Genomic DNA, 21730 nt, shown 5'->3' on the forward strand with positions numbered 1-21730 from the left:
AATCCTTGTGGCTCGGGCGTGCACCGGTGGTCGGTGGCACGCTGGAGGCATGACCCCGGACGACGACCCGACCGCGGACTTCCTCGACGAGGTCCGCACTTCGGAGACGCCGTGGCGGCGTGACCGCCCACCGGGTGAGCAGGCGCCGGAGCGCGCCGGAAGACCTGAGAGGTGGGGCCGCACGCGAGCGGCGGGCCGGGCGGCCGCCCAAGCGGCGCCCTACCTCCAGGCCGCGGCCCTCGTGGCGTGGCTGGCGAGCGGCGCCTTCGACGACGGCTCGGGCGACCAGGGCGGTTGACAGCCTCGGGACCGATTGGTTACGGTCCGCGCCTTCCCGGAGGTGAGCCAGTTGATGAGGTTCCCGGCGTTCACCGTGGCCGTGACCCGCGAAGCCGGTCTGTGGACGGCGAAGGTGACCGACGGCCTCGACGGTGCCGAGGGTGAGTTCAAGCAGTTCGCCGACGTCGAGCCCGGCATGCGGAAGACGGTCGCGAACCTGACGGGTCTCCCGGCCGAGCGGTTCCACCTCCGCTGGCGCTACGAGTTCGACGACGCGGACGCGACCGACCTAGTCCTGCAGTACCAGGAGGCGGACCGGCTCGCCGAAGAGGTGACGCGGTGGCGTGAAGGCGTCCGCGCCCGCCTGGTCGCCACGCTGAACGGCCAGATCCCGCAGCGGGCGATCGCCGACCTGGTCGGCCTGTCGCACCAGCGGGTCAACCAGATCGCGCGCGGCACGGCGCCGGAGGCGGCCGAAGTCGTCAAGCCCGGCCGGTGGGTCCCGCTCTAGACCAGCCAGGCCGCCGCGTCGGCCGGGAGCTTGCCGTTCACCAGCGGGCTGCTGGCCAGCAGCACCTCGCCCGGCGGCAGCGCGATCGGGCTCGCCGACGTGTTCAGCGCGCACACGAGCCCGCCGCCCTTGCGGCGGAACGCGAAACACCCCGCCGGCGCGCCGTACCACTCCAGCTCTTCCCCGCCGAACGCCGGATGCGTCTTGCGCAGCTCGATCGCCTGGCGGTACAGCGAAAGCGTCGAGTCCTCGTCCTCGATCTGCTTTTCCACCGTCAGCCCGGCCCACTCGGCCGGCATCGGCAGCCACGTGCGCGGGTTGCGGGAGAACCCGAACGGCGGCAGGTCGCCCTCCCAGGGCAGGGGGACGCGGGAGACGTCGCGGCCGAACTCGGCGCCGCTCGTCTTCGCGCGCGGGTCGGCCATCTCGGCGACCGGGATGTCCACGTTGGCCAGGCCGAGCTCTTCGCCGTTGAACAGGTAGACCGCGCCGGGCAGGGCCAGCTCGACCAGCGCCATCGCCCGGGCGCGCCGGACTCCGGTGGGCCCGCCGCCGTAGCGGCTGACCTGGCGCCAGACGTCGTGGTTGCCCAGCGTCCAGGTCGCGGGCGCCCCGGTGCGAGCCGGCACCGCCAGGGACCGCTCGATGGCCGTGCGCATCGCATCGGCGTCGAAGTGGGTCAGCACCAGCCGGAAGTTGAACGCCAGGTGCAGCTCGTCGGGCCGCAGGTAGCGGGAGAGCCGCTCCTCGTCGGTCACCCAGATCTCGCCGACGGCCATCGCGTCCGGGAACTCGTCGAGCACCTTGCGGATCATCTGGTGGATCTCGTGGACGCCGTCGTGGTCCCACCGCGGGTCGTAGTAGTGGCTCGGCCCCAGCGCGTTCGCGCGCGGGTCCATGTCCGGCAGGCCGGGCGGCTTGGCCATGCCGTGCGCGACGTCGATCCGGAAGCCGTCGACGCCGCGTTCGAGCCAGAACCGCAGCGTGCGCTCCAGGTCGGCGGCGACCTCGGGGTTGGCCCAGTTCAGGTCCGGCTGCTGCGGCGCGAACAGGTGCAGGTACCACTGGCCGTCGGGCACGCGGGTCCAGGCCGGGCCGCCGAATGCGCTGACCCAGTTGTTGGGCGGGTCCTCGCCCTTCGGGCCGACGCCGTCGCGGAAGACGTACCGCTCGCGCTCCCGGCTGCCCGGCGCGGCCGCCATCGCCGACTTGAACCAGGCGTGCTGGTTGCTGGTGTGGTTGGGGACGACGTCCACGGTGACCTTGATGCCGCGCTTGTGCGCCTCGGTCAGCAGCACGTCGAAGTCGCCGAGGGTGCCGAACATCGGGTCGACGTCGCGCGGGTCGGCGATGTCGTAGCCGTGGTCGGCCATCGGGGAGCGGTAGAACGGCGTCAGCCACAGCGCGTCGACGCCCAGCAGCTCCAGGTAACCGAGCCGGGAGTGGATGCCTTCCAGGTCTCCGACGCCGTCGCCGTCCGAGTCGGCGAACGAGCGCACGTAGACCTGGTAGAACACGGCATCCCGCCACCAGTCGGGCCCGGCTCTCATCAGACGAAGCTGTTCATCATGCTGTGGGCGGCCATCTCGAGGTACGCCCACAGCTGCTGCCGGTAGGGCTCGTCGAGGTTCTCTTCGTCGACGGCGATCCGGATGCAGCGCAGCCAGGCGTCCCGCTCGATCGGCCCGATCTTGAACGGCGCGTGCCGCATCCGCAGCCGCGGGTGCCCGCGCTGGTCGGAGTAGGTGTGGGGGCCGCCCCAGTACTGCATGAGGAACAGCCGGAACCGCTCCTCGGCCGGGCCGAGGTCCTCCTCGGGGTAGAGCGGGCGCAGGATCTCGTCCCGCGCCACCTCCTCGTAGAACCGCCCGACGATCCGGCGGAACGTGGGTTCGCCGCCCACCGCTTCGTAGAGGTTCGCCGGTTCGCTCACTGCAGACACGCCTTCCATTTTGCCCTTCGGGTGCGGGGTTCCGACGCCGGGGACCGAACGTTTCCGGATGGTCGCAAACCCGTTTCCCAGCGTAACGGCGCGGGGTTAGGGTCTCGGACCGTGACCACCGGACTCGACGGCTGGCGCGCCGACCCGCAACGGTGGAGCGAGCTCGCTTTCGCCGGGACCCTCGACGAGGACGGCCTGCCCGGCGACGCCCACCACGCGGCGCGGGAAGCCGTGCTCCACCTGCTGCTGCGGGACCGCCGTGATTCCGACGCCGGGTTCCTCCGGTACCTCCTGGAGCAGGAGATCCGCCTCCACGAGGACGGCTGGGGCTTCGACGACAGCCTCGGCCTGGCGGTCCTGCTGCTCGGCGAGTGCGGCCACGCCGAAGACGTCTGGCTCATCTGGGAAGCGAAGACCACGAGCTTCGACACGTTTTCCGGCGTCGACGCCTTCCTGCTGTTCCCCGCCGGTGTGGCCGCGACTCTCGAGCACGTCGAGCGCAGTGACCGCGCCGACCGGGACGAGGTGCTGGAGTACTTCCGGGAGCACCTGGCGGAGGACCCGGACGCCGAGCGGGACCGGCCCGCCCGGCTCGCGGGGCGCCGCGAGTACTTCTCAGGCTGACGTCACTTCTCGAGGGCGGTGGCGGAGTTCGGGAACAGCCGGCCCAGCGGCGGCTCGAAGCCGGCTTCCTCGAGCGCGGCCAGCAGCTGGCCGCGCAGGGCCCGCTGGACCGCCCACTGCTTGCCCGGGCGCACCTTCACCGTCAGGCGCAGCTGGATGCCTTCCGGCGTGACGCTCTCCACACCGAGCATCTCCGGCGGCTCGAGGACGTTCGCCTGCAGCGTCTCGCTCTCGGTGGCCGCCGAGGCGGCGGCCATGAGCACAGTGGACGCGCGCTCGACGTCGGCGGTGTAGCCGAGCGGGACGTCGACCACCGCGACCGCGAAGCCCTGGCTCGAGTTGCCGACGCGCAGCACCTCGCCGTTGCGGACGTACCAGACCGTGCCCTTGAGGTCGCGCAGCGTGGTGATCCGCAGGCCCACGGCCTCGACGGTGCCGGTGGCCTCGCCGATGTCGACGACGTCGCCGACGCCGTACTGGTCCTCGACCATCATGAAGATGCCGGACAGGAAGTCCTTCACCAGGTTCTGCGCGCCGAACCCGATCGCGACGCCGATGATGCCGGCCGAGGCGATGATCGGGCCGAGGTTCAGGCCCAGCTCGCCCAGCACGAGGATGAAGGCGAGGCCGTAGACCAGGAACGTCGCCATCGACTTCAGCACCGAGCCGATGGTCTGGGCGCGCTGGCGGCGGCGTTCGATCACGGCGGAGCCGAGCACCTCGGGGGCGCGCTCGCGCAGGGGCCGCAGCAGCGCGGGGAGCTTGCCGCCGGAGCGGGGCAGCGTCGTGACGCGGTTGATCAGCCGTCTGATCATCAGCCGTACGACGAACGCGATCACGACGATCATCAGGATCTTCAGCGGCTTGGTCAGCAGCCAGTTGGTCGAGCCGGCCAGCCACTCGTTGTTCGTGGCCTGGAACACCTGGTAGCAGAGGGTGCTGGCGTCCGTGATGCAAGGCGTCTGGCCGCCGGCCGCGGTGAGCAGGGGGGACACGGGAGTTCGATCATCCTTTCCGATCAGGTCGGTTTTCCCAACTTCGAGTGGATGTTGGGTCGCGCGGATGTGACACGTCTTGTAACACACGTGCGCTGGGGACCAGTTCTGTGGTCGACTATGCCTACGCCCCTGGAGGTGGTCGAGTGCCAGACCGACAACCCAGCCCCCGCGGCGTCTCCGGCCAAGCCATGGCCGAAGAGACGTCAGAGGTGGTTCTGCGCGCCTACCCGGGGGGATCCGCATCCGGCGGCGCCGTCCCGGCCGGGCCGGGGAACCGCCCAGGGGGAGTTACCCGCCCGCCCGGACAGCGTAGTAGAGGCCGGGATCCGGCGGCCCCGGCCTGGGGCCGGCGCCGGGTGCTCCTGCTCAACGCCACTTTCGAGCCGCTGACCGCGCTGCCCCTGCGCCGCGCGGTCGTGCTGGTGATGTGTGGCAAGGCCGAAGTGGTGCACGGCGACCCCGGCGGCATCGAGCTGCACGCCGCGACGGTGTCGCTGCCGGTGCCCTCGGTGATCCGGCTCAGCACGTACGTGCGGGTGCCGTACCGGGCCCAGGTGCCGCTGACCCGCGCCGGGCTGATGCACCGCGACCGGTACCGCTGCGCGTACTGCGGAGGGCGGGCCGAGACGATCGACCACGTCATCCCGCGCAGCCGTGGCGGACCTCACAGCTGGACCAACTGCGTCGCCTGCTGCGCCAAGTGCAACCACCGCAAGGCGGACCGGTTGCTCTCGGAGATCAACTGGCGGCTGCGCGTCGTCCCGCGGGCGCCCCACGGCCCGCACTGGCGGCTGCTCGCGCATTCCAAAGAGGCCGATCCGCTCTGGCGGCCCTATCTCGGCTCGGCTGCTTAGTCTCCGAGCCTGGACATAACGGCGCCCCGGCTGCCTTGCGGCGGCCGGGGCGAGCCGGGTGCTTGCGCGTGTTCAGGTAGTGCGTGCGGCCCTGGGGTGCGGGGTCAGGCAGCGAGCGCGTAGTCGCTCTGGCAGGTGACGCGGGTGCCCATCGTGACGCGCGTGCCCCGGGTGACTCGCGTGCCCCGCGTGACGCGGGTGCCACAGGTGACGCGCGTTCCGGCCGTCACCCGCGTGCCCATCGTGACGCGCGTGCCCCGGGTGACCCGGGTGCCTCGGGTGACCCGCGTGCCGGCCGTCACCCGGGTGCCCATGGTGACGCGCGTTCCCGCCGTGACCCGTGTACCGCGAGTGACGCGTGTACCCCGGGTAACCCTTGTGCCCGCCGTCACACGCGTTCCGGGCACAAATTCGATGTCGCTGAGTGACGTGGTGGTCTCGGTGATCGCCTGTGCGGGGGTGTCGACGCTGTTCATGGCAAGGCCTCCTGGGACCGGTGCGTTACCTGCTGGGGCTGGGGAGCGGGGCGCAAGGCCCGTACAGGTGAAAAAGCTACGAGGATTTCAAGGCAACAACAAGACGACAGCGGCGGGTGCGGCCGCCTGTACGTTGAGTTGCAACCTTTCGGCCCGACGGTCTTCGCCCCAACGTTCCATCGGCCGCGAGCCAAGCGGCGGACGGCGCCCGGCTTACGACGAACGGTCGAGTGCGGCGCGCGCGGTGGTCGTGGAGGTCATCCGATACGCTCAGCGCCGTGAACGTTGTCGAGACGATCGTGGTCTTCGCCGTGATCCCGCTGGCCATCTACGGCCTCGCCGGGCTGCTGACGCTCCGGCGCAGGTCCGGCGGCGCAGCGCGGTTCCGGTCCGGCCAGGCGTGGGAGTTTCCGGCCATGTGGTGGAGCGCCAACCCCGACGGGGTGGGCGACGGGCACCGGCACGCCGGCGCCGAGAACAGCGCGCCCGCGGGCGCCCCGACCGCGGCGGGAGGCGCTCGTGGCAACTGGTGAGCTGGTCAAGCCGGTCGACGAGACCGAGCTGGCCTACGGCGAGGCGATCACCGGCAGCGGCCGCCGGTCCGCGGCCAAGATGTACGAGCCCGAGGTGCCCTCCGGCCCGTTCAACACCCGGCAGCTGGCCCGCCTCGACGAGGCGCTGACGTTCGCGAGCCGCGAGACCGGCCTGGACTTCAGCGTGTACCTCGGCGAGCTCGGCGAGGACAGCCGCACGGAGGCGGAGAAGCTGCACGCGACAACGGCCGACCCGGCCAACGCGGTCCTGATCGCGGTCTCGCCCGGCGAGCGCAAGATCGAGATCGTCACGGGCCGGCTCGCGTACCAGCGCCTGCCCGACCGCGGCGCCAAGCTGGCGGTGGCCAGCATGGTGGCGTCCTTCAAGGAGGGCGATCTCGTTCGCGGGCTCGTCAACGGCCTGGTGAACGCGCTGCGCATGCTGTCCGACCAGGCGGGTCCCGCGCCCCGCTGACGTAGACACAAAAGAGCCCCGCACCTCGAGTGAGGTGCGGGGCTCTTTTACGTGCGGCTTCGGTTCCGGTGTCGCGAATGGGTCATCGGGGACGTGTGGGTGGCGGTCACGGCTTCCGGATGCGCGGTCCGGGCACGTCGGTCCGGGGGAGAGGGGAGCGGGGCCTCTTGCCGGGTGGCTTCGGTTCCGGTGTCGCGAATGGGTCATTGGGGACGTCTGGCGTCTCGAATGGGTCATTAGCGACGCGCGAGCCGCGGTCACGACGTCCGGACGCACACCTCCCGGCCAAAAACGGACCGGGCCGGTTCCGACGCTGCGTCCTACCCAGCCGCCACGACAAAACGAACGGCGGGGCGTGCCGGAGCACGGCCCGCCGCCAAAACGAAACTCAGGCCTGGGCGTCGAAGTCCCGGGCCGCGAGCGCCCGGACGATCCCCGCGCGCCCCTCCGACACCAGCCGCCGCAGGGCCTGCGGGTGGTCGCCCGCCAGCCACTCGTCGGAGGCCGTCACCGTGGCCGGGGCCACCGCCCACGACGGGTACAGCCCGATCGCCATCGGCTGCGCGCGCTCGCTGGAGCGCCGCTGCCACACCTCGTCGATCACCTCGAAGTACTTGGCCACGTACGAGCCCAGCAGCGCCTTCTGGCCGGGGTGCGAGAAGCCCGAGATGAGCGAGTCGCTGACCGCGTTGGGCAGCTCGTCGTCGTGGACCGCGCGCTGCCACGCGTCGGCCTTGGCCTCGGCCGTCGGGCGCAGGGCCCGGGCCCGCTCGGCCTGGCGGCGGCCCGTTGCCGTGTTGTCGCGGGCCAGCTCGGCGTCGATCTCCGTCGCGTCCGCCTTGCCGTGCGCCACCAGCGCGTGCAGCAGGCGCCAGCGCAGGTCCGTGTCCACCGTGAGACCGGGAAGCGGCGACGAGCCGTCGAACCAGCCGGCCAGCACCGACAACGCGGCCTCGTCCAGCACCGAGCCCGCCAGGGAGTTGACGAACGCCAGCTGGTGGTCCGAGCCCGGCTCGGCGCCGCGGACGAGCTCCAGCAGCCGCGCGGTGAACGCCGGCCAGCCGGTCGAGGCCGCCCACTCCTGCTCGGCGTAGGAGTTCAGCGCGGTCTGCGCCTGCAGCAGCAGCCGCTGGACGACGCCGACCTCGCTCTCGGTGTGGATGCCACGCTGCACCAGCGTGACGAAGTCGCGGGCCTTCAGCTCGGCCTCGCGGGTCATCTCCCACGCCGCCGACCAGCACAGCGTCCGCGGCAGCGACTCGGTGATGTCGGCGACGCGGTCGATCAGCGTCGTGAGCGACGTTGGGTCGAGGCGCATCGTGCAGTAGGTCAGGTCGTCGTCGTTGACCAGCACGAGCTTGCCCGCAGCCTGGCCGACGAGGTCCGGGACCTCGGTGCGCTCGCCGTCGACGTCCAGCTCGACGCGGTGGGTCCGGACGATCTTGCCGCCGCCGTCCTCGTCGTAGATGCCCACGGCGACGCGGTGCGTGCGCAGCTCACCGGCGCCCGGCTTCGCGCCGGACTGCACGACGGCGAACGACGTGAACTTCCCGTCCGCGCCGACCTCGTAGCGCGGGCTCAGCGAGTTGAGCCCGGTGGTCTCGAGCCACTGCGCGCTCCACCACGACAGGTCGCGGCCGGACGCCTCTTCGAGCGCGCCCAGCAGGTCGGCCAGGGTGGCGTTGCCCCACGCGTGCTTGCCGAAGTACACCTTCAGGCCGTCGAGGAAGTGGTCGAGCCCGACGTAGGAGACGAGCTGCTTGAGCACGCTCGCGCCCTTGGCGTAGGTGATGCCGTCGAAGTTCACCTCGACCGCGTGCAGGTCGACGATGTCCGCGGCGATCGGGTGCGTCGAAGGCAGCTGGTCCTGGCGGTAGGCCCACGACTTCTCGATGTTCGCGAAGCTGGTCCACGCGTTCTTGTACTCGGTCGCCTCGGCCTGGGCCAGCACGCTCGCGAAGGTGGCGAACGACTCGTTCAGCCACAGGTCGTCCCACCAGCGCATGGTGACCAGGTCGCCGAACCACATGTGCGCCATCTCGTGCAGCAGCGTCTCGGCGCGCCGCTCGTAGGCGTAGCGGGTGACGCGGCTGCGGAAGACGTAGTCCTCGAGGAAGGTCACCGCGCCGGCGTTCTCCATCGCGCCCGCGTTGAACTCCGGCACGAAGAGCTGGTCGTACTTGGAGAACGGGTAGGGCGTGCCGAACTTCTCGTGGTAGAAGCCGAAGCCCTGCTTGGTCTCGGTGAACAGCCGGTCGGCGTCCATGTGCTCGGCCAGCGACGCGCGGCAGTAGATGCCCAGCGGGATCGTCTTGTGCGCGTCGGTGTACTCGTCGCGCCACTCGGCGTACGGGCCGGCGATCAGCGCGACCAGGTAGGTCGAGAGCCGCTCGGACTCCTTGAACACCGTCCGGACCGCGCCTTCCGGCGTCTCGGAGGTGGACTCGGCCATCGTGTTCGAGACGACCTTCCAGTCCGCCGGCGCGATCACCGTCAGCCGGTAGACCGACTTGAGGTCGGGCTGGTCGAAGCAGGCGAACATCCGCTTGGCGTCGGCCGTCTCGAACTGCGTGTACAGGTAGACGCTGTCGTCGACCGGGTCGACGAACCGGTGCAGGCCTTCGCCGGTGTTCATGTACCGGCAGTCGGCGCGCACCGTGAGCTCGTTCGCCTCGGCCAGGCCGGCCAGCGTGAGGCCGCGGTCTTCGACGTACGCGCTGACGTCGACGTCCGCGCCGTTCAGGGTGGCCGAGTGCACGCGGTCGGCGACGAGGTCGACCCAGGTCTCCAGCCCGGCCTTGGCGCTGGAGAAGTGGACGGTCGTCGTCGACGCGAAGGTCTTCTCCCCGGGTCCGCCGTGGCCGTCGGTCAGATCGAGCTCGATGTCGTAGCGGGTGACGTCGAGCAGATCCGCGCGCAGCTTGGCTTGGTCGCGGGTCAGGTTGGGGGCGGGCACAGGCACCTCTGGTCGTGGGATCGGTTTTCAACTCCCCGCATCCAATCATGGGGACGGGGTGGCGGGCGATAAGGGAACAAGCCTGCGTCCCGAGGTGTTGGCCCGCTGTGTGGGGGTGTGCCCGCACCCAGACCGGACCTGATTCGCACAGGAGTACCTGATGACCGCTGCCCAGCAGCCCACGAAGGTCGATTTCTACTTCGACCCGATCTGCCCGTTCGCCTGGATCACGTCGCGCTGGATCCTCGAGGTCGAGAAGCACCGCAACCTCGACCTGAACTTCCGGATCATGAGCCTTTCGGTCCTGAACGAAGGTCGGGACGAGCTGCCCGAGGAGTACAAGAAGCTGCTGTCGCAGGGCTGGGGCCCGGTGCGCGTGGCGGTCGCGCTGTCGCAGCTCAACGGCGAGAAGGCGCTGCGGGACTACTACACCGAGTTCGGCACCCGCTACCACAACGAGGGCAACAAGGACCGCGACGCCGTGATCAAGGAGGCCCTGGCCGCCATCGGCGCGCCGGCGGAGCTCTACGAGGCGGCCGACAAGACCGAGTTCGACGAGGCCCTGAAGAAGAGCCACCACGAGGGCATGGACCCGGTCGGCATGGACGTCGGCACCCCGACGATCCACATCGACGGCGTGGCGTTCTTCGGCCCGGTGCTGAGCTCGATCCCGCGGGGCGAGGACGCGCTGAAGGTGTTCGACGGCGCCGTCGCGCTGGCGAGCTACCCGGACTTCTTCGAGCTCAAGCGCACCCGCTCGGGCGAGCTCAACTTCGGCTGAGACGCCTTCAAGGCGTCCCGAGAGCGGCCAAGGTGACGTCGCCGGGGTAGCGCGAAGCTACCACGGCGGCCTCCTCGGTCGTCTCGCCGCGCCCGACGCCGGCCTTGAGCGCGATCAGCTCGTGCAGGCCGTGGCGGTGGTAGCGGACGAAGTCGGCGTCGACGGGCTCGCCGTGGCCGGGCACGATCACCCGCGGCTTCAGCTCGAGGAGCGTGTCGAGCGTGTCCGGCCAGGCGGTCAGGTCGGATTCGGTGCTGAAGGAGAACGCGCTGAAGCCGTGTTCGGCGTTCTCGACGACGTCGCCGGCGAAGAGCACGTCGACGTCGGGCACGTGCACCACGACGTCGTGGTCGGTGTGGGCGCGGCCGGGGTGCAGCAGGACGGCGGTCCGGCCGCCCAGGTCGAGTTCGGTCCGGTCGGTGAACAGGTGGTCAGGCACGACGAACGTGGTGCGCGCGATGGCGTCGGCGGTCGCCGCCTTGCCTTCTTGCCGGTAGTAGGCGATCCACTTCGCGCGGGCGTCTTCCGCGTACTCGGTCAGCTCGGCGCGGCAGCCTTCGTGCGCCCAGACCGGGCAGGGCGTGAACCGCTCGGTGCCCCAGGTGTGGTCGAAGTGGGCGTGCGTGTACACCACCGACCAGGGCAGCGAGGTCAGCTCGCGGACCGCCGTGGCCAGCTCGGCGCCCTGCTCGAGGTCACCGCGCGTGTCGACGACCAGGCAGCGCTCGGCGCCCACCACCAGCCCGACGGTGAGGTCCAGCTCCTCGTACCGGCGCGCGTGCACCCCGTCGGCGACCTCGATCCAGTGCCCGCTCATGCCAGTACTCCTTCGCTCAGGACGGGTGCAGCATCGCTCACGTCGAGCCGCGCGGCCAGCGTGACGTCGGCGCCGTGCCCCGATTCGGTCAGCTCCCGGCCGGAGACGCAGGACGCCAGCGCGCCGACGTCCACCGATCGGGCGGCGAGCGCGGCTTCGGGGGACAGCGAGAGGCCGTGCCCGGCCAGCGCGGCGGCGATCGCGCCCGCGCCGACCTGGTCTTCGACGCACGGGCGCAGCGGCCCGAACGTGCCGCCGTCGCCGAAGATGTTCACGCCCCAGCGTTCCCCGGCGGCGACCAGGCCAATCGGGCCGCCCAGGTCCCGTGCCTTGACCGCGACGGCGGAAGCGTTGCGCAGGCAGCCCGTCAGCACGTGGGCGCCGGTCGTCGCGGCGGCTTCGCAGAGCGTCGCGCCGTTGGGCGAGGGGAGCGCGAGCAGTGTTCCCGGCGGGATTTCCGTCACAGAAGACGGCCTGAGGGTGAACGCGCCTTCACCCGCGACCACCGCGCCGGCCGCTCGCGCCTGCGCCACGCCGCGCTCGTCGCGCCACCGCACCGGCAGCACCCGGCCGCCGCGGCCGACCACGAGATCCGTCGTGGTGCTGAAGGAAAGGACGTCGACGACCACCAGCACGGCGCACTCCCGGCCGAGCGCGGCGACGCCTTCGCCGCCCCAGTCGAGCCGGACGTCGTAGCCGGACTGCTCCCAGATGCCCACCCCCGGAGCATGCCCGAAACCGGACGGGGTGGCAGACTCCCAGCCGTGCGTGTCTACTTGGGATCCGACCATGCCGGTTTCGAGCTGAAGAACCACCTGGTGGCTCACCTGGAGAAGCAGGGCCACGAGGTCACCGACATCGGCCCGCGGGTCTACGACGCGGCCGACGACTACCCGGCGTTCTGCGTCGAGACGGCGTTGCGCGTGGTGGCCGACGAAGGCAGCCTCGGCATCGTCGTCGGCGGCTCGGGCAACGGCGAGCAGATCGCGGCGAACAAGGTGCCCGGCGCGCGGGCCGGCCTGGCCTGGAGCGTCGAGACGGCCAAGCTGTGCCGCGAGCACAACCACGCCCAGCTGATCGGGGTCGGCGCCCGGATGCACACCGTCGAGCAGGCCACCGAGATCGTCGAGGCGTTCCTGGCGACCGACGTCTCGCCCGAGGAGCGCCACGCCCGCCGCGTCCAGCAGCTGCTGGACTACGAGCGCACCGGGACGCCGCCGGCGCTGCCGGAGGCCTGATGCCCGAGGGGCACACGCTCCACCGGCTCGCGCGGCTGCACAAGCGCCGGTTCGCCGGCGCGCCGGTCGAGGTGAGCAGCCCGCAGGGCCGGTTCGCCGCCGAAGCGTCCCGTTTGGACGGTCAGGTGCTCGTCGGCGCCGAGGCGTACGGCAAGCACCTCTTCCACGACTACGGCCCGCACGGGATCGTCCACATCCACCTGGGCCTGATCGGGATCTTCGGCGAGGGCAAGGTTCCGGCGCCGCCGCCGGTGGGCGCGGTCCGGATGCGGCTCGTCGGCCGGACACAGTGGACGGACCTGCGCGGGCCCAACACGTGTGAGCTGCTCGACCCGGCCCAGGCCGACGCGATCAAGGGCCGTCTCGGCCCCGACCCGCTGCGCCGCGACGCGAAGCCGGAAAAGGCGTGGGCGCGGATCTCGAAGTCGAAGGTCTCGGTCGCCGCGCTCCTGATGGACCAGGCCGTGCTGGCCGGGGTGGGCAACGTCTACCGCGCCGAGGTGCTGTTCCGCCACGGCGTCGCCCCGATGACGCCGGGCCGCGCGCTCGACCGGGCGCTGTGGGACGACATCTGGGCCGACCTGGTGACGTTGATGCGCGACGGCGTCCGTGTCGGCCGCATCGACACGGTCCGCCCGGAGCACCTGCCGGAGGTGATGGGCCGCGCGGCGCGCGTCGACCGCCACGGTGGCGAGGTGTACGTCTACCGCCGCGCCGGCGAGCCGTGCCTGGTGTGCGGGACGCCGGTGCTGACGTCGGAACTGGTGGGCCGGAACCTCTACTGGTGCCCCACCTGTCAGCCGGCCTGAAGCCGCTTCGCGAACGCCTTCGCGAAGGTGTGGACGTCGCCGGGCCAGCGCGCTGAGACGTAGTTGCCGTCCTCGACGACGAACGCCGGACGCTCGTCGTCGAGCCGGTCGCGGGCCCGGCCGCTCGCCTGGACGCGGTCGGTCGTGTCGCGGAAGTCCGCCGGCGGGGCCAGCGCGCGCGTGACCTCCTGCTGCACCGACATGTACCCCTCGGGCTGCCCGGGGTCCTCGCGGTAGGTGCGGTAGTAGTCCGGGTCCCAGAACCGGGTCCGCCGCGCGAGCCGCCAGGCCGTGCGCTCCAGCTGCCAGGTCAGGGCCGTCGTCGTGCGGCCGTGCAGGACCGAGCGGCCGGTGTCCGGGTCGACGCTGCGCGCGGCGAGCAGGACGCCGTGGCAGATCGCCGCGACCGGGAGGTCCCGGCGGAACGCTTCGACGACGACGCCCTGCAGCACGGGGCTTTCGAGGTACTCGCGCATGCCGCGGGCGCGGTGCCCGCCGGGCAGCAGCAGGCCGTCTTCCAGCTCGACCTCGTCCCAGCGTGACGGCGACCGCCACGCCGGATCCTCGAGCAACGCGCGGTGGGCGTCACGCGCGGCTTCGTCGGCTCGCAGCACGCGGCCGAGCGCGGTGAACTTCCGCAGGCCCGGCACCCGGCTCCACAGGTCGAGGCCCTCGCCGGTGACCATGATCTCGTCGCAGGTGACCTGCGCGCCGTCCGGCGTCGCGAACCGCACGGTGTGCCCGGCGGCGGTGAGCACCGCGTGGCTCACCGCCACCTCGGACGGGTCGGCATCCCGCGCCGGGACCGGGATCAGGACAGTCGCCATGCGCCAGAGGATGCCAGCCGGTGATCAGAAGTCGAAACCGCCGCCGTCGAAACCGCCACCATCGAAGCCGCCACCGTCGAAACCGCCGCCGCCCCAGTCGCCGCCGCCCATGTCTCCGCCGCCGTCGCCGCCGAAGTCGCCTCCGCCGTCACCACCGTCGCCGCCCGCGTCGCCGGACTCGAGCGCGTCCTGCTGGCCGGCGTCGTAGCCCGACTCCCAGGCCGACGCGCTGGCGATGCCGCCCATGCCGGAGAACATCGCGCTGAACAGGAACATCGACCCGAGGCCCCAGGCGCCGGCGACGAGCGCGGGCTTCCACCACGGCTCGCTGTACCAGCCCTGCGGCACCGGCCGGCCGGCCACACGGCCGCCGGGGTAGTAGTACGGCGTGTCCTGGCCGGCGTCGGGCGAAGCGGCGTAGTGCTGGCCCTCGACGTCGACGTCGCGGCGCTCGGTCACCTTGCCGGCGCGCTCGCGCTCGGCCTCCTCCGGCAGCTGCGGGCCGGGGTCCATGCCCATCGCGACCCGCGCGGCGCGGACGTAGTAGAGGCCCTCGACGGCGGTGTCCTTGACCAGCCGGGCCTGCTCGATCGTGCGGGCCTGCTCCATCTGCGAGCCGGCCGCGTTGTAGCGCTCGGCCGCGTCGGCCATCGCCTGCTGCGAGGCGGTGTCGTTGCCGCTGATGTTGAGGACCTGACCGCCGAGCCGCTCGACGAGCCGCCGCGCGTCGGCCTTGGCGTCGTCGAGCTCCCGCTGCCGGGCCGCGGCGCGCTGCCGCGAGAAGTAGAGGCCGCCACCGACGATCACGACGACGAGCACGATCAGGAAGATCGCGGTGCCCATGGACCAACTCCCAGAAGTTCGGGCCTCGGTGACCGGAAGTCACCTTTGATTCGGACAACGCGGACGTTACGCGGAGGGTTCCCGGCGAGTGATCCGGCACACCGTTCCACCTGGCCGAGGAAACTAGAACACGTTATAGTTCAACGCTATGAAGTTCACCCTGTCGATCGCGATGAACCCCCTCGATCAGCTGGGCGAGCTCGCCCGGGCCGCCGAAGAGGCCGGTTTCGCCTCCATCGCCCTGCCGGACTCGCTCTTCTACGCCGAGACGGTGGACACGGACTACCCGTACACCCCCGACGGCAGCCGGTTCTGGACCGCGGACACCCCCTGGGTGGACCCGCTCGTGGCGACCGCCGCGATGGGCGCGGTCACCAGCCGCATCGAGTTCTACACCTCCGTGCTGAAGCTCGGCTCGCGCAACCCCGTGCTGCTGGCGCGCCAGGTCGGCTCGGCGTCGGTGCTCACCGGCGGCCGCTTCGGGCTCGGGCTCGGCGTCGGCTGGCTGCCGCAGGAGTTCGAGTATTGCGGCGTCCCGTTCGAGCGGCGCGGCAAGCGTGTCGACGAGGCCATCGACGTCCTCCGGCTGATCCTCGACGGCGGCATGGTCGAGTACCACGGCGAGTTCTACGACTTCGACAAGATCCAGATGAGCCCGGCGCCGCCGAAGCGGGTGCCGTTCTACATCGGCGGCCACACCGAAGTCGCGCTGAAGCGCGCGGCCCGCGTCGCCGACGGCTGGTCGTCGGCGATGATGAAGCTCGAGGAGCTGCGCACCACCATCGCCCGGATCAAGGAGCTGCTGGCCGAGCGCGGCCGCGCGGACGACCCGTTCGAGTACCAGGCCGTCTGCATCGACAAGTTCGGCCTCGACGGCTACCGCGAGCAGGCCGAGGCCGGCGTCACCGACATCATCACCATGCCGTGGGTGTTCGACGGCGTCGGGTTCGACGCGCCGGTCGAGCCCAAGCTCGAAGCGATCCACAAGTTCGGGGCCGAGATCATCGCGAAGTTCGAGGAGTGACGGGCATGGGTGTGCAGGTCAGCTGGGACACCGAGCGGGAGCAGCCGGCGGCGCGGCGGGCGGCGTTCGCGTCGATGACCGCGGTGACGGCGGGGGATAAGGACGCCTGGCTGGCGCTGTTCGCGCCGGACGCCGTCGTCGAGGACCCGGTCGGGCCGTCGATGTGCGACGCCGAGGGCAAGGGCCACCACGGCCCGGACGGCATCAGCGCGTTCTGGGACATGACGATCGGCAACGTCGAGCGCTTCGAGTTCACCATCCGCGACTCCCACGCGGCGGGGGACGAGTGCGCCAACGTCGGCACGATCACGACGTACCTGCCGGGTGGCTACCGCGTCGACACCGACGGGGTGTTCGTCTACCGCGTCGGCGAGGACGGGCTGATCCGGTCGATGCGGGCGTTCTGGGAGACCGAGCGCGCGATGGCGACGGCGCGGCAGGTCGAGGAGGAGTGACGTCCCGGCCAGCGGCAACCCAATCTCATATCTGATACATGATCTCTTGACTCCGGCTTAGGCAGGTCTCTTTACTAACTGGTGTAGACCTCTGATGTCTTCACCAGGGAGCCAGCATGTCCTTTCTCCGGCGAACGGCGGTCGCGGCCGCCGCGCTCGCGCTCGCGGCCAGCGGCACCGTCCTGACCCAGACCCCCGCGTCCGCCCTGGAAAACGGGCTGCTGCGCACCCCGCCGATGGGGTTCAACAACTGGAACTCCACGCAGTGCAAAGCCGACTTCACCGAGACGATGATCAAGGGCATCGCGGACATCTTCGTGAGCAAGGGGCTCAAAGACGTCGGATACACCTACGTCAACGTCGACGACTGCTGGGCGCTGCCGAGCCGGGACTCGAAAGGCAACCTCGTCCCCGACCCGGCGCGCTTCCCGCACGGCATCAAGGCGCTCGCCGACTACGTCCACGGGAAGGGCCTGAAGTTCGGCATCTACACCAGCGCCGGCACGAAGACCTGCAACACCGCGGGCTTCCCCGGCGGGCTCGGCCACGAGCAGGCCGACGCGAACCTCTTCGCGAGCTGGGGTGTCGACTACCTGAAGTACGACAACTGCAACAACCAGGGTGTCGACGCGCAGCAGCGCTACAAGGCGATGCGGGACGCGCTCGCGAAGTCGGGCCGCCCGATCGCGTACTCGATCTGCGAGTGGGGCCAGAACAAGCCTTGGACGTGGGCCGCGCCGGTCGGCAACCTGTGGCGCACCACCGGCGACATCTCCGACAAGTGGTCGAGCATGATCGGCAAGGCTCAGACGAACCGCGGTCTCGCGCAGTACGCCGGCCCCGGCCACTGGAACGACCCGGACATGCTGGAGGTCGGCAACGGCGGCATGACGGCGGCCGAGTACCGCACGCACTTCAGCCTCTGGGCGATGATGGCGGCGCCGCTGCTGATCGGCAGTGACCTGCGGAAGGTGTCCGACGACAGCTTCTCGATCCTGAAGAACACCGACGTGATCGCGCTCGACCAGGACCCGCTGGGCAAGCAGGCGACCGTGCTGAGCGCCAGCGGCGGCCTGGTCGTCTACAGCAAGGTGCTCGCCGACGGCGACCGCGCGGTGGCGCTGTCCAACGAAACCGGCTCGACGGCGACGATCAGCACGACGGCGGCCGCGACCGGCATCGGCAGCGCGTCGTCGTACTCGCTGAAAGACCTGTGGAGCAAGGCAACCCGGACGACTTCGGGTTCGATCAGCGCTTCGGTGCCGTCGCACGCGACCGTGCTGTACCGCGTGTCCCGCGGCGCCGGCTCCTCGACGCGCTACGAAGCCGAGTCCGCGACGCTCTCGGCGGGCGGCACGATCGACTCGAACCACGCGGGCTTCTCCGGGACGGGCTTCGCGAACGGCGCCAACGCTTCCGGCAGCTACGTCGAGTGGCAGGTGCCGGGACCGGCGTCGGCGGTGACGTTCGGCTACGCGAACGGCACGGCGGCGGCGCGCCCGGTGGACATCGCGGTCGACGGCACGGTGGTGGCCGCGGCGGTGCCGTTCCCGCCGACGGGTGCGTGGACGACGTGGAGCACGGTGACACGCACGCTCGGCCTCGGCGCGGGTCCCCACACGATCCGCGTCACCGCGACCACGGCCGACGGCCCGGCGAACCTGGACTACCTGGACGTTTCGCCCTAGTGGCGGGCGGCGGCCGAACTCGACGAACTGCGTGCGTCGTAGGCCTGCCGCGCCGCTTCGACGTGCTCGAGGTTGCCCGACCACTCGGACAACGACGCAAACAGCGGGCCGAGGCTGCGGCCCAGCTCGCTGATCTCGTACTCCACCCGCGGCGGGACCTCCGGGTGGTAGGTGCGCACGACGAGGCCGTCGCGCTCCAGCTGCCGCAGCCGCTGGGTGAGCACCTTCGGGCTGATCGTCGCGATGCGGCGCTCCAGCTCCACGAACCGCTGCCGCCCGTACTCCTTGAGCGTCCACAGGATCGGGGTGGTCCAGCGGCTGAAGACGATGTCGACCACCGGGGCGATCGGACAGGCCAGCTCGGGTGTGGTTCCGGTCACGTTCGGGGCCTCCAGCCAATACTTTCCTCTAGGTACCTACTATATGTCGGAATGTAGCGTCGTCCGCATGATCGTAGTGACTGGAGCGACGGGAAACGTCGGACGACCGCTGGTCGAAGCTTTGACGGCGGCAGGGGAAGAAGTGCGGGCCGTGTCCCGCCGGGGGCCGGTGCCGGGGGATCTGTCAGACGCGGCGACGCTGCGTCCGGCTTTCGAAGGGGCATCGGCGGTGTTCTTGTTGCTGCCGGGCGACTTCCGAGGTCCCTTGGAACCGGTGCTGGAGCAGGCGGCAGGGGCGCGAGTCGTGTTGTTGTCGTCGCAGGGGGTCGGAACCGGACGGCATCCGGCGTTCTTCGAAGACGCGGTGCGCGCCTCGGGTTTACAGTGGACGATCCTGCGTCCGGGCGGGTTCGCGTCGAACGCGTTGCAGTGGGCGGAAAGCGTGCGGACCTCCCGGACGCTCGCCGCCCCGTTCGGCGACGTGGCCCTGCCGGTGATCGACCCGGCGGACATCGCGGCGGTGGCGGCCGCGGCGTTGCTCGACGCCTCGCACGCGGGCCGGACGTACGAGCTGACGGGCCCGGCCCCGGTGACCCCGCGCGAGCAAGCGGCGGCCATCGGCGAAGCGGTGGGAGAGCCGGTCGAGTTCGTTCCGCTGACCCGGGACGAGGCGCGTGCGGGCATGCTGGGCTTCATGCCGCCCGAGGTCGCGGACGCGACGCTGGGCATCCTCGGCACCCCGACGGCGGCGGAGCAGCGGGTGAGTCCCGACGTCGAAGCGGTGCTGGGCCGCCCACCGCGTCCGTTCGCCGACTGGGTGGCGCGCACCGCGGCGGCGTTCAAGTGACGACTGGCCGGCGCCGCCCGGAGAATGCGATCAGAGACCAGGCGGCTCCGGCCGAGCGGCGTTAACGGCGGGGCTTGCCGTCTCGCTGGACGGTGTTCTTCAGCGCCGCACTTCCGAGTTCCTTGCTCAGATCGCGCCGTTCCTTCGGCTTCTGTTCGCCGGATTTTTCGGGTGCGGTCTCGGGGTTTCTCGGCATTTCGCTCTTCCTTCCGTGGTGCTGGTCGGTCGACTTTCGGTGGATCAATCGATCCGGAACCGGTTGGTGTTTCGGGACGAGTGAAGCGATGCGGACTCGTGACCGCGGTGACCGGCGGAAGAAAATTTGCGCCGTCAACCGTAACAGCGACCGGTGTCGCGGCGACTTGTCCGAAGTTCGGTGCCACCAGATCGGCCTCGGAGGGCAATCATGAACGCGGCAACCTTTTTTGGACTTGCCTACCTAGTAGGCGTCTTCGCCAGCTGGGCGGTCTATTCCCGACGTGCCGGCCTGACCGGTATCAAGCAGGAGGAGGGTGTCACGTGGCACGAGTTCCTGCTGCGCAACCCGATCTTCTTCTTCCTCATGTGGCTGAAGTCGTTGTACTGGCTTCCGGTACTGGTGACGTGGGTTGCGCTGTCCGTGGTCGGCCTGTCGCGCTGTCCTTGGAAAGCGGCAACCTCCTTCGAGGGGCGGCAGATGCGGAAGATCTTCCGCATCGGATATCGGCGGGCGGTGCCCGAACTGAATGTTCCGGCGGCGGGAACTGTTCCGGCGAGGTAGTGGCAAGGCGGCTTCTGTGATCGAATCGTGGAGGTAGGAAATGTGCGCATGCGTGAAAGCCGGTAAATCGAAGTGTGCCTGGTGCAAAGAAGCTGAGCACCTGCGGCGACCGCCCGCCCGGCACGGTTGCCAGTGGGGTCGCTGCTCCTAGCGTCGCGGCTCATATGTTGGTTCGCTGCTCAGCAGATGTGGTCGCGAGTTGTGCCGTTCGGCGCGAACTCCAGGCGGACGTCGGCCGAGGACGGGAGCAGGATCGCCGTGCCGTCGGCGCGATTCCACTCGCGGGGCAGCAGCAGCGACGTCCCGCCCGCCTGCAGGACCAGCACGAGGCCGTCGTAGCGGAAGCGGTACTGGGCGTCCGGCGCGCACGGGGTGATCCGCACCCCGCGCGTCCGGACGCCGAGGTCCTTGCCGCTGAACACCGCGGTTTCGGCCATCTTCGGCAGCGCGACCTCGTACTCGTAGGCCCGCAGCTCCCCGACCGCAGCGGAGTAGTCCGTCACCGCCCAGAACGAGCCGACGGTGACGAGCACGAAGGTGAACGTCCACTGCACGACGGCCGCCGTCGGGGAGCCGCGGCGGCCGGTGCGGGCCTGGTGCAGGCGGTCGGCCAGCGGGAAGAACGTGAACCCGACGGCGATGCAGAGGCCGGGCAGGCCGGGGAACCGGTACAGCAGGGCCGGCGCGGCGAGGCCGGTCAGGCCGAGGCCCACCAGCGCGACACCGGCCACGGCGAGCACCGGCACGGCCCGGCGCAGCAGCGTCTGCCAGGCCTTCGGGGACAGCCGCGCTTCCAGGAACCGGTGCGTCCAGAGCGCGGCGAGCCCGACGGCGGCGACCGCGGTGATGGGCACGGTCATCCCGTCGCTGGCGCGGATCAGGTAGTCGGACACCGACAGGCCGAGCACCGAGTAGTGGACGCCGAACCACCGGCAGAAGGCGTTGGCGTGCTGCGTCCCGAAGTAGAAGAGCAGGGCGGTCAGCACGGTGGTCGGCGCGAGGATGGAGCTGAACACCTTCAGCGCTCGCGACGGCGCCTCGCTGCCGACGGGCGCCGGCCGCCCGGCCAGGCGGCGCGCGGTCAGGCGGGGTCGCACAGGTTGTTGACGACCCAAGTGACCGTGCCTCCTTCGAAGAGCGGGTCCGGGATCTCCTTGCCGCCGACCAGGCAGTCGACGTCGTCCTGGCCCAGGGTGGGGTCGACCCGGAAGGCGTTCTTGATGCAGGCGTCGTGCGCGGGGCAGATCTTGCGGTAGAAGTCGTCGACGGCGAAGTCGGCGAAGGGCTGCCCGGTCATCTGCTCGATGCTGCGCCGGTCCCCGGAGCCGAGCACCCACCGATCCGGCGGCTTCGGCGGTGGCGGCGGTGCTGCTGTCGTCTTTGCCGGGGGCTTCGCGGTCGTCGTCGCGGCCGAAGTGGGGGCGTGCGTCGGTGGTGCGGTGGCGCTCGAGACCGGGACGGCGGTGGTGGTCGTGGGGGCTTCCGCGGTCGTCGCGGTGCTCGGGACCAGCGCCAACGCGCTGGAGAGCGGGGCGGAGCTGGGTTCGGGAGCACGTCCACAGGCCGCGACCACCACGGCGACGAGGACGAGCGAGGGGATCGCTCTGGGCATC

At 70.8% G+C, this 21730-nt stretch carries 26 protein-coding genes; 14 read left to right on the forward strand and 12 right to left on the reverse strand.

Annotation, left to right across the window (positions count from 1 at the left end; all coding sequences use genetic code 11):
* Window positions 1–49: 49 nt before the first annotated feature.
* Together ACZ63J_RS30830 and ACZ63J_RS30835 are read left to right on the forward strand one after the other, a co-directional pair.
* The gene (locus ACZ63J_RS30830; RefSeq protein WP_465408184.1) at window positions 50–298 is read left to right on the forward strand and encodes a hypothetical protein; all 249 of its coding nucleotides are present in this window, start codon (window positions 50–52) and stop codon (window positions 296–298) included.
* 54 nt (window positions 299–352) lie between these two features.
* Window positions 353–790, forward strand: a complete 438-nt coding sequence (locus tag ACZ63J_RS30835; RefSeq protein ID WP_465313241.1) for a hypothetical protein — start codon at window positions 353–355, stop codon at window positions 788–790.
* Here the strand turns inward: ACZ63J_RS30835 and ACZ63J_RS30840 are convergent.
* Together ACZ63J_RS30840 and ACZ63J_RS30845 are read right to left on the reverse strand one after the other, a co-directional pair.
* Window positions 787–2340 carry a glycoside hydrolase family 13 protein gene (locus ACZ63J_RS30840; protein WP_465342388.1) on the reverse strand — a complete coding sequence of 518 codons (1554 nt, stop codon included), beginning with the start codon at window positions 2338–2340 and terminating at the stop codon, window positions 787–789. The two genes, ACZ63J_RS30835 and ACZ63J_RS30840, sit on opposite strands and share 4 nt — an antisense overlap.
* The gene (locus ACZ63J_RS30845; protein WP_326960134.1) at window positions 2340–2723 is read right to left on the reverse strand and encodes a globin; all 384 of its coding nucleotides are present in this window, start codon (window positions 2721–2723) and stop codon (window positions 2340–2342) included. The genes ACZ63J_RS30840 and ACZ63J_RS30845 overlap by 1 nt, the downstream gene beginning before the upstream one ends.
* A 120-nt stretch (window positions 2724–2843) precedes the next feature.
* On the opposite strand from ACZ63J_RS30845, the gene ACZ63J_RS30850 reads away from it, so the two are divergent.
* A complete protein-coding gene (locus ACZ63J_RS30850; protein WP_465408182.1) occupies window positions 2844–3356 on the forward strand; it encodes a hypothetical protein in 513 nt (170 codons plus the stop codon).
* 2 nt (window positions 3357–3358) lie between these two features.
* Here ACZ63J_RS30850 and ACZ63J_RS30855 read toward each other — a convergent pair whose 3' ends face one another.
* Window positions 3359–4351, reverse strand: a complete 993-nt coding sequence (locus ACZ63J_RS30855) for a mechanosensitive ion channel family protein (protein ID WP_465408180.1) — start codon at window positions 4349–4351, stop codon at window positions 3359–3361.
* A 359-nt stretch (window positions 4352–4710) separates the two neighbouring features.
* On the opposite strand from ACZ63J_RS30855, the gene ACZ63J_RS30860 reads away from it, so the two are divergent.
* Window positions 4711–5208 carry an HNH endonuclease gene (locus ACZ63J_RS30860; RefSeq protein ID WP_395926704.1) on the forward strand — a complete coding sequence of 166 codons (498 nt, stop codon included), beginning with the start codon at window positions 4711–4713 and terminating at the stop codon, window positions 5206–5208.
* A gap of 104 nt (window positions 5209–5312) precedes the next feature.
* Here the strand turns inward: ACZ63J_RS30860 and ACZ63J_RS30865 are convergent, their stop codons facing one another.
* Window positions 5313–5684: a hypothetical protein gene (locus tag ACZ63J_RS30865; protein WP_465408178.1), complete on the reverse strand. Its 372-nt coding sequence runs from the start codon at window positions 5682–5684 to the stop codon at window positions 5313–5315.
* A gap of 278 nt (window positions 5685–5962) precedes the next feature.
* Here ACZ63J_RS30865 and ctaJ point away from each other — a divergent pair, with 278 nt between their 5' ends.
* Window positions 5963–6217, forward strand: coding sequence for an aa3-type cytochrome oxidase subunit CtaJ (gene ctaJ, locus ACZ63J_RS30870; protein WP_465313236.1), 255 nt, complete (start codon window positions 5963–5965; stop codon window positions 6215–6217).
* On the forward strand, window positions 6204–6692 hold the full coding sequence (locus ACZ63J_RS30875) for a DUF5130 family protein (RefSeq protein WP_465408176.1): 489 nt from the start codon (window positions 6204–6206) through the stop codon (window positions 6690–6692). The genes ctaJ and ACZ63J_RS30875 overlap by 14 nt, the downstream gene beginning before the upstream one ends.
* Window positions 6693–7080: 388 nt before the next feature.
* Here ACZ63J_RS30875 and pepN read toward each other — a convergent pair whose 3' ends face one another.
* Window positions 7081–9648: an aminopeptidase N gene (gene pepN, locus ACZ63J_RS30880; RefSeq protein ID WP_465408213.1), complete on the reverse strand. Its 2568-nt coding sequence runs from the start codon at window positions 9646–9648 to the stop codon at window positions 7081–7083.
* 160 nt (window positions 9649–9808) lie between these two features.
* On the opposite strand from pepN, the gene ACZ63J_RS30885 reads away from it, so the two are divergent.
* Window positions 9809–10429 carry a mycothiol-dependent nitroreductase Rv2466c family protein gene (locus ACZ63J_RS30885; RefSeq protein WP_465313233.1) on the forward strand — a complete coding sequence of 207 codons (621 nt, stop codon included), beginning with the start codon at window positions 9809–9811 and terminating at the stop codon, window positions 10427–10429.
* A 7-nt stretch (window positions 10430–10436) separates the two neighbouring features.
* Here ACZ63J_RS30885 and ACZ63J_RS30890 read toward each other — a convergent pair whose 3' ends face one another.
* Both ACZ63J_RS30890 and ACZ63J_RS30895 read right to left on the reverse strand, forming a co-directional pair.
* On the reverse strand, window positions 10437–11246 hold the full coding sequence (locus ACZ63J_RS30890) for an MBL fold metallo-hydrolase (RefSeq protein ID WP_465408174.1): 810 nt from the start codon (window positions 11244–11246) through the stop codon (window positions 10437–10439).
* Window positions 11243–11965 (reverse strand): 2-phosphosulfolactate phosphatase, encoded by a 723-nt coding sequence (locus ACZ63J_RS30895; protein WP_465408172.1) that lies wholly within the window; start codon window positions 11963–11965, stop codon window positions 11243–11245. Before ACZ63J_RS30895 ends, ACZ63J_RS30890 begins: the two co-directional genes overlap by 4 nt.
* Before the next feature lie 45 nt (window positions 11966–12010).
* On the opposite strand from ACZ63J_RS30895, the gene ACZ63J_RS30900 reads away from it, so the two are divergent.
* Together ACZ63J_RS30900 and ACZ63J_RS30905 are read left to right on the forward strand one after the other, a co-directional pair.
* Entirely contained in the window at window positions 12011–12484 is a 474-nt protein-coding gene (locus tag ACZ63J_RS30900) for a ribose-5-phosphate isomerase (RefSeq protein WP_465313230.1), read from the forward strand.
* Entirely contained in the window at window positions 12484–13293 is an 810-nt protein-coding gene (locus ACZ63J_RS30905; protein WP_465408170.1) for an Fpg/Nei family DNA glycosylase, read from the forward strand. Before ACZ63J_RS30900 ends, ACZ63J_RS30905 begins: the two co-directional genes overlap by 1 nt.
* Here ACZ63J_RS30905 and ACZ63J_RS30910 read toward each other — a convergent pair.
* On the reverse strand, window positions 13281–14120 hold the full coding sequence (locus ACZ63J_RS30910; protein WP_465408168.1) for a type 1 glutamine amidotransferase domain-containing protein: 840 nt from the start codon (window positions 14118–14120) through the stop codon (window positions 13281–13283). The two genes, ACZ63J_RS30905 and ACZ63J_RS30910, sit on opposite strands and share 13 nt — an antisense overlap.
* 24 nt (window positions 14121–14144) lie before the next feature.
* Window positions 14145–14963 carry a hypothetical protein gene (locus ACZ63J_RS30915; RefSeq protein ID WP_465342397.1) on the reverse strand — a complete coding sequence of 273 codons (819 nt, stop codon included), beginning with the start codon at window positions 14961–14963 and terminating at the stop codon, window positions 14145–14147.
* A 148-nt stretch (window positions 14964–15111) separates the two neighbouring features.
* Here ACZ63J_RS30915 and ACZ63J_RS30920 point away from each other — a divergent pair, with 148 nt between their 5' ends.
* The 3 genes from ACZ63J_RS30920 to ACZ63J_RS30930 all read left to right on the forward strand — a co-directional run bounded on the left by ACZ63J_RS30920 (window position 15112) and on the right by ACZ63J_RS30930 (window position 18130).
* Window positions 15112–15987 (forward strand): LLM class F420-dependent oxidoreductase, encoded by an 876-nt coding sequence (locus ACZ63J_RS30920; protein WP_465408166.1) that lies wholly within the window; start codon window positions 15112–15114, stop codon window positions 15985–15987.
* Window positions 15988–15992: 5 nt separating this feature from the next.
* On the forward strand, window positions 15993–16442 hold the full coding sequence (locus tag ACZ63J_RS30925) for a nuclear transport factor 2 family protein (RefSeq protein WP_465408164.1): 450 nt from the start codon (window positions 15993–15995) through the stop codon (window positions 16440–16442).
* A gap of 116 nt (window positions 16443–16558) precedes the next feature.
* The gene (locus tag ACZ63J_RS30930; protein WP_465408162.1) at window positions 16559–18130 is read left to right on the forward strand and encodes a carbohydrate-binding protein; all 1572 of its coding nucleotides are present in this window, start codon (window positions 16559–16561) and stop codon (window positions 18128–18130) included.
* On the opposite strand, the gene ACZ63J_RS30935 is transcribed toward ACZ63J_RS30930, so the two are convergent.
* Entirely contained in the window at window positions 18127–18510 is a 384-nt protein-coding gene (locus ACZ63J_RS30935) for a winged helix-turn-helix transcriptional regulator (protein ID WP_465408160.1), read from the reverse strand. The genes ACZ63J_RS30930 and ACZ63J_RS30935 overlap by 4 nt on opposite strands.
* Before the next feature lie 67 nt (window positions 18511–18577).
* Between ACZ63J_RS30935 and ACZ63J_RS30940 the strand changes: the two genes are divergently transcribed.
* Together ACZ63J_RS30940 and ACZ63J_RS30945 are read left to right on the forward strand one after the other, a co-directional pair.
* On the forward strand, window positions 18578–19357 hold the full coding sequence (locus ACZ63J_RS30940) for an NAD(P)H-binding protein (RefSeq protein ID WP_465408158.1): 780 nt from the start codon (window positions 18578–18580) through the stop codon (window positions 19355–19357).
* Window positions 19358–19763: 406 nt separating this feature from the next.
* Complete coding sequence (locus ACZ63J_RS30945) at window positions 19764–20117, forward strand: hypothetical protein (RefSeq protein ID WP_465408157.1); 354 nt, start codon at window positions 19764–19766, stop codon at window positions 20115–20117.
* A gap of 179 nt (window positions 20118–20296) precedes the next feature.
* Here the strand turns inward: ACZ63J_RS30945 and ACZ63J_RS30950 are convergent, their stop codons facing one another.
* Window positions 20297–21214 (reverse strand): hypothetical protein, encoded by a 918-nt coding sequence (locus ACZ63J_RS30950; protein ID WP_465408156.1) that lies wholly within the window; start codon window positions 21212–21214, stop codon window positions 20297–20299.
* Window positions 21199–21729: a hypothetical protein gene (locus ACZ63J_RS30955; RefSeq protein ID WP_465408154.1), complete on the reverse strand. Its 531-nt coding sequence runs from the start codon at window positions 21727–21729 to the stop codon at window positions 21199–21201. The genes ACZ63J_RS30950 and ACZ63J_RS30955 overlap by 16 nt, the downstream gene beginning before the upstream one ends.
* Window position 21730: the final 1 nt, after the last annotated feature.

The sequence above is a fragment of the Amycolatopsis sp. NPDC104863 genome (assembly GCF_055582965.1).

Bases quoted from the DNA above. Each gene is read 5' to 3' on its own strand.
- ACZ63J_RS30865 (WP_465408178.1), bottom strand. From the start codon at position 5,684: ATGAACAGCGTCGACACCCCCGCACAGGCGATCACCGAGACCACCACG.
- ACZ63J_RS30910 (WP_465408168.1), bottom strand. From the start codon at position 14,120: ATGGCGACTGTCCTGATCCCGGTCCCGGCGCGGGATGCCGACCCGTCC.
- ACZ63J_RS30840 (WP_465342388.1), bottom strand. From the start codon at position 2,340: ATGAGAGCCGGGCCCGACTGGTGGCGGGATGCCGTGTTCTACCAGGTC.
- ACZ63J_RS30890 (WP_465408174.1), bottom strand. From the start codon at position 11,246: ATGAGCGGGCACTGGATCGAGGTCGCCGACGGGGTGCACGCGCGCCGG.
- ACZ63J_RS30920 (WP_465408166.1), top strand. From the start codon at position 15,112: ATGAAGTTCACCCTGTCGATCGCGATGAACCCCCTCGATCAGCTGGGC.
- ACZ63J_RS30945 (WP_465408157.1), top strand. From the start codon at position 19,764: ATGAACGCGGCAACCTTTTTTGGACTTGCCTACCTAGTAGGCGTCTTC.
- ACZ63J_RS30940 (WP_465408158.1), top strand. From the start codon at position 18,578: ATGATCGTAGTGACTGGAGCGACGGGAAACGTCGGACGACCGCTGGTC.
- ACZ63J_RS30830 (WP_465408184.1), top strand. From the start codon at position 50: ATGACCCCGGACGACGACCCGACCGCGGACTTCCTCGACGAGGTCCGC.
- ACZ63J_RS30955 (WP_465408154.1), bottom strand. From the start codon at position 21,729: ATGCCCAGAGCGATCCCCTCGCTCGTCCTCGTCGCCGTGGTGGTCGCG.
- ACZ63J_RS30835 (WP_465313241.1), top strand. From the start codon at position 353: ATGAGGTTCCCGGCGTTCACCGTGGCCGTGACCCGCGAAGCCGGTCTG.
- ACZ63J_RS30905 (WP_465408170.1), top strand. From the start codon at position 12,484: ATGCCCGAGGGGCACACGCTCCACCGGCTCGCGCGGCTGCACAAGCGC.
- ACZ63J_RS30925 (WP_465408164.1), top strand. From the start codon at position 15,993: ATGGGTGTGCAGGTCAGCTGGGACACCGAGCGGGAGCAGCCGGCGGCG.
- ACZ63J_RS30915 (WP_465342397.1), bottom strand. From the start codon at position 14,963: ATGGGCACCGCGATCTTCCTGATCGTGCTCGTCGTCGTGATCGTCGGT.
- ACZ63J_RS30885 (WP_465313233.1), top strand. From the start codon at position 9,809: ATGACCGCTGCCCAGCAGCCCACGAAGGTCGATTTCTACTTCGACCCG.
- ACZ63J_RS30930 (WP_465408162.1), top strand. From the start codon at position 16,559: ATGTCCTTTCTCCGGCGAACGGCGGTCGCGGCCGCCGCGCTCGCGCTC.